Genomic DNA, 5730 nt, shown 5'->3' with positions numbered 1-5730 from the left:
ATACACAGTGTTTTGGGACCATTCAAAATAACACAGCTCTAAAACGTATGTCCAAATTGATGATATGGCACTGATGTTTTGGGACCATTCAAAATAACACAGCTCTAAAACGAATCGTGAGTTATTTTCGGAGTAAGTCGCGTTTTGGGACCATTCAAAATAACACAGCTCTAAAACCTCGTAGACAATATTTTTGTCACAAAACTCCGTAATCGCGCCATTTGTCTCAGCCAGACTTCAATATTGAATAGTCCCTTTAAAACATCTGTCTTTACTAGCATTATACATTAAAAAGCTTATGAAATCAATGCACACATCTATATATCCCTCTCTAGATATATGCGTATGCATTTAGATTTCCAACTAGAATGGACATGTTCAAATCTCTCAATAGGAGCTTTCATATTATTCCTTAAGAAATCTACCAAGAACTCTCGGGAAATTTTTAAAATATTGTTTCATCATTTGGACATGCAAAGTATCCTTTTAACCTGAAAATGAACTATTAGAGACCTTATTTCACATTCTTTATCATCCCAACCATTTTAAAGAGATTTTATATTAAAAATAGAAATCCCTTTGTCAAATGTTTGCTTTTTAAACGTTTTCAAATAAAAATCATCTTATTTCTTTGAATTTTTTATCTTTTTTCACAACACCTTATTGAATTATAATCCAAATAATAGTAAACTTGACTTGTAATAATTAACTTTAATTTATTAGGAGATCTTATGAAAAAACATCTTGTTTTAAAAAGTAGTGTGTTGGGTGTCTTTGCTGGTTTTTCTATGCTAGTAACAGGTGTTCAAGCAGATCAAGTTGATGTTCAACTCCTTGGCGTCAATGATTTTCACGGTGCTCTTGATACAACAGGCTCAGCCTACATGCCAGAAGGTAAAGTATCAAATGCCGGTACTGCTGCTCAATTAGATGCCTACATGGACGATGCAGAAACTGAGTTCAAACAAGAAAATCCAAAAGGGACAAGTATTCGTGTTCAAGCAGGAGATATGGTTGGAGCAAGCCCTGCCAATTCAGGACTTTTACAAGACGAACCTACTGTAAAAACATTCAACAAAATGGGTTTTGAGTACGGTACTCTTGGAAACCATGAGTTTGATGAAGGTTTAGCTGAATTCAATCGTATTATGACAGGTAAAGCGCCTGCGGCTGACTCAACAATTAATGACATCACTAAAAACTATGAGCACGAAGCTTCAAAACAAACCATTGTCATTTCCAATGTTGTTGATAAACAAACAGGAGAAATTCCTTACGGTTGGAAACCTTATGCCGTTAAGAATGTTCCTGTCAATGACAAATCTGTAAAAGTTGGTTTTATCGGAGTTGTTACCACTGAGATTCCAAACCTTGTATTAAAACAAAACTACGAACAATATCAATTCTTGGATCCTGCTGAAACTATCGTCAAATATGCTAAAGAGTTACAACATCAAAAAGTGAATGCCATCGTTGTATTGGCGCATATCCCTGCAACAAGTAAAGATGGGGTCGTTGCTAATGAAATAGCAGCTGTTATGGAAAAGGTAACAAAACTCTATCCTAACCATAGCGTAGATATTGTTTTTGCAGGTCATAACCACCAATATACTAATGGAACCATTGGAACAACACGCATTGTTCAAGCTGTCTCACAAGGAAAAGCATATGCTGATGTTCGGGGAACACTTGATACTGATACTAATGACTTTGTAAAAACACCTGAAGCAAAAGTAATTGCTGTGGCTCCTGGTGTTAAAACTGGAAGTGCTGATATTAAAGCCATCGTTGATCAAGCTAACCAAATTGTAAAAACAGTTACTGAACGTAAAATTGGCACAGCCTCAACTTCTGCAACAATTTCTAGAATGGAAAACACTGATAAAGAATCTCCTGTAGGAAATTTAGTCACTACCGCTCAACTTGCTATTGCTAAGAAAACTTTCCCTAACGTTGATTTCGCCATGACAAATAATGGTGGCATCCGTTCTGATCTTGTGGTGAAAGAAGATCAGAGCATTACTTGGGGAGCTGCTCAAGCGGTTCAACCTTTTGGGAATATTCTTCAGGTTGTTCAAATGACTGGTCAACAAATCTATGATGTCTTGAATCAACAATATAATGACGGTCAAAAATACTTCCTCCAAATGTCTGGTCTCAAATACACCTATACAGATAATGATAGCAAAGATTCGACTGTTCCATTCAAAGTTGTCAAAGTCTACAAAGACAACGGTGAAGAGCTTAATTTAACTGCTAACTATACCCTTGTTGTCAATGACTTCTTATATGGTGGTGGAGATGGTTTCTCGGTTTTCAAAAAAGCTAAATTAATTGGAGCAATCAATCCTGATACTGAAGTTTTTATCGAATATATTAAAGATCTCGAAGCAGCTAACAAGCGTGTTACCGCTGCTGTTAAAGGGGTTAAAACTTATGTTACATCAAGTCTTGAAGGATCAACTAAAACTGACAAACTAGGAAAACATGAGATTATCAGCAAGATTTTCAGAGACCGTCAAGGCAATATCATCTCAACTGAGATTGTTTCTGATCTTTTCACACCAACCCAAAAAGCTAACAATGATGGAATAACCAGTCCAACACAAGTCACTACTCAACTGGCTGCCAAAAATAAATCAGCTAATGCCACTTTACCAATGGCTGGTAGCAGTCAGAATTCATCTACTCTAATGACGATTCTTGGTTTCCTTACTTTAGGTGGGGTAAGTTTCCTCAAGAAAAAGGAAAAAAACTAAATCCTCTTACAAATTGATCATTAAGACATAAAATAGTTCCTTAACTTGACTAAAAAGGTTCATATTGAAAAATCTGGTAGTCTGTCTGTAAGACTACCAGATTTTTAGTATCCTTAAATCAAAATACCGTCCAAATGACCGAACGCATACTGATAACTTGAAGCAGATAAACCAACCAGTACAAGACACTCTTTTTTGATACCAATTAAGATTTAATGCTAAACCGTAGTGCTATACTTATTAAGAAAAAATAAGATTCTTCCGTCTCCTATTGATTATTTTAGCAACCATAACTGGATGAGACATGACGAAATCAACAAGACCTAAGCTGACGATAATAGGTAATAACCCGCTTTTTCTCACCAATCATATTAGCAATCATTCTAAGACACTTTACAACAATAATTAGTCAGTCTATATTGTAAATCTCGACCCGTCCATAAATCTTATTTTATTCCATTTAAGATTTTTACGACAAGAGTGACTGATCAAACACCTATTTTTTAACTAGGCTACTATAAACATTATCATCAAAAATACAGTTAAAGCACAGTTGCTTAGAAAATAAACAAGACTTTTATCGAGACAAATAATTCACTTCTCCGTTATACGACACATACTATCTTACCAAACCCTTTTTTACTCTCCAAATATTCATGAGCTAATTGGATTTCTTCTAACCGAAATACTTTTTCTGGTGTCACAATCACCTTATTGTCATCAATGAATTGAAACATTTCCTGTAATCTGTCATAATCAACATTCCCGGAATAAAAAGTAGTTAAATACACATTATTTTTTAATTCCATTATAGGATCAAAATCCTCCAAAAACCATTGTTCGCCTAATTGACCGGCACTACAGATAATTCCTAGACTTTTTAAATGTTTAAGCGAATCTTTCAAGGAACGTGGACCAATTAATTCAAGAATCTTATCAAAGGTTTTTTCACTATTTAGAACATAATTTTCATCAAGAATAACATCATCAAAACCTTTTTCAATTAATAAATCTTTTTTAGACATGTTTTGAGTGCTCCCATAGATTTTCACGTTTGAAAAATTAGATTTAACTAAATTGCAAAAAGCTATCCCTGTCGCACTACTTGCTCCTCTAACTAAGATTTCATCATTTGATGATAGTTTTAAATTTTTCATACAACCATAAGAAGTATAATAGGTTTCAGGAATAGCAGCTAAAGTTTCCCATGGTAACTCACTATCTATTGGATAAATTTGTTGATTCGGTAATAAAACATACTCTGCATAGCTACCATTAAATTCTCTTCCCATTTCTCCCATAATGGAAACTACTTTCTCTCCTTTTTTAAAAACGTCACTTTTTTCTACAATACCAGCACATTCAATTCCCAATATTCTCGGAAATTTAACTGTTTCTGAATAGCCTTTTCTTGTAAAAATTTCTGATCGGTTAAGTCCAAAACCTTTTACTTTTACCAAAGACCATCCTTTTTTGAGTTTAGGAAGTTCCACATCTTGATAAATCAATTTATCAACGCCACCAGCTTCATAAACAACTGCTTTCATTTTTATCACCTCATTATTTCCAATTATATCTGACAAAAATAATTTTGGGGTCAGTCTATAGTCCCTTTTCCTATCCTGTTTGGGGTCCATGACCTATTTATCATGCACTACTTTTCCTCTAAATTTAAAACTATTTTCATCAAGTTTTTTTCAAACATTTGGATTTCATCTTTGCTGAATCCTTTGTAAAAAATTTGATTCATTTCATCTGTCGCAAGTTTAGACTTATCCTCTAAATCTTTTCCTTTCTGTGTTAGAAATATAGCTTTTTTCCTCTTATCCATTTCGCTTTGCCTTCGATAAATTAATCCCGCTGTTTCCATTTTATCCAACATAACTGTAAGCGTATTGATGGCAAGCCCCGTACTGATTGATATATCTGTACTACTAATTCCCTCTTTTCTCCATAGAAAATACAGTATTTTCCCCTGTTCCCCATTAAATTCACTTAACCCATATTCTAAAAATAATTTATTTAATTTTCTTGCACTTAAATATTTTATCCTACTAACTAAATAACCACCTTCTATGTTCATTTACTACCTCCTCAAAAACTTCTATATCGAACTTTATCCACTAACTAATATTACTATATGGAAGTTTCATTGTCAAATCCAAAAAGACATATTTATTTTGATTTCGCTCCTCTTTAATCTATGCAACACTACTGTTACCTTTTCATTATGAATACCAATGCTACAACAAGCGACTCATAACGACTATACAAAAACCCCTTGTTAGCTATTTTAACAATAGAAACAAGAGGTTTTAGTTATGCTCAAAACACAATAAATTTGTATTGCTTATCTAACAAATGCAAGTTGCTTAGAATGTTTCTTTCCTTACTTCCCATTTTTTCTACGTCTGATGCCTAACAGAAGAAGTAAGCCTGCGGATACTAATACTAAGCCCACATACATGGATAAATTTCCTTCATCTCCTGATTTTGGAAGATTATGTTTTGGAGTGCTTGGTTTATTTGGAATATCTTTGGTATTTGTAATGACAAAACCATTCTTAGCATCTCCTGTAACAGTTACTGTGTACCCAGATATTTTTTCTTCTTCAACAGTGTAAATGATTTCTTTTCCATCTTTATATTGCGGAAGATCTCCAAAAGTGTATTGCCAGTTGTTAGCTTTTGATAATTTCTGTGTAGCTATTTTCTTACCATCTGCATATAGGTTGACCGTAACACTATCTCCTGCTTCTCCAACCCATCTCTTAGTTACCGGTACAGATACCTTACCTGTAATTGTGTTAGTGATGGTAAAGCCGTCTTTAGCTGTTCCTGAGATACCTGTTGTGTAACCATCTACCTTAACTTCTGAAATAGTGTAGGTAATTTCATGACCATCTTTTTCATCATATTTTGGTAGGTCTTTAAAAGTGTGTTTCCAATCGGTGGCGGCTGTCAAGGTGAC

4 protein-coding genes are annotated in these 5730 nt (G+C 34.2%); 1 reads left to right on the top strand and 3 read right to left on the bottom strand.

The window, feature by feature from the left end; all coding sequences use genetic code 11:
- The first annotated feature begins 731 nt into the window (after positions 1–731).
- Positions 732–2759, top strand: coding sequence for a surface-anchored 5'-nucleotidase (locus tag H346_RS0109445; RefSeq protein ID WP_027970877.1), 2028 nt, complete (start codon positions 732–734; stop codon positions 2757–2759).
- 605 nt (positions 2760–3364) lie between these two features.
- On the opposite strand, the gene H346_RS0109440 is transcribed toward H346_RS0109445, so the two are convergent.
- From H346_RS0109440 to H346_RS0109430, 3 genes are all read right to left on the bottom strand, one after another.
- Positions 3365–4306 carry a zinc-binding dehydrogenase gene (locus H346_RS0109440; RefSeq protein ID WP_027970876.1) on the bottom strand — a complete coding sequence of 314 codons (942 nt, stop codon included), beginning with the start codon at positions 4304–4306 and terminating at the stop codon, positions 3365–3367.
- A 107-nt stretch (positions 4307–4413) separates the two neighbouring features.
- Positions 4414–4842: a MarR family winged helix-turn-helix transcriptional regulator gene (locus tag H346_RS0109435; protein ID WP_027970875.1), complete on the bottom strand. Its 429-nt coding sequence runs from the start codon at positions 4840–4842 to the stop codon at positions 4414–4416.
- Between the two features lie 306 nt (positions 4843–5148).
- A partial coding sequence (locus tag H346_RS0109430) for a Cna B-type domain-containing protein (protein ID WP_027970609.1) occupies positions 5149–5730 on the bottom strand: 582 nt, incomplete at its 5' end.

Origin of the sequence: Streptococcus castoreus DSM 17536 (genome assembly GCF_000425025.1) — a bacterium.
Taxonomy (GTDB): domain Bacteria; phylum Bacillota; class Bacilli; order Lactobacillales; family Streptococcaceae; genus Streptococcus; species Streptococcus castoreus.
The sequence above is the reverse complement of the archived record's forward strand: the minus strand, read 5'-3'. Positions and strand labels throughout refer to the sequence as shown.

Coding starts and splice junctions, on each gene's coding strand:
- H346_RS0109445 (WP_027970877.1), top strand. CDS start 732: ATGAAAAAACATCTTGTTTTAAAAAGTAGTGTGTTGGGTGTCTTTGCT.
- H346_RS0109435 (WP_027970875.1), bottom strand. CDS start 4,842: ATGAACATAGAAGGTGGTTATTTAGTTAGTAGGATAAAATATTTAAGT.
- H346_RS0109440 (WP_027970876.1), bottom strand. CDS start 4,306: ATGAAAGCAGTTGTTTATGAAGCTGGTGGCGTTGATAAATTGATTTAT.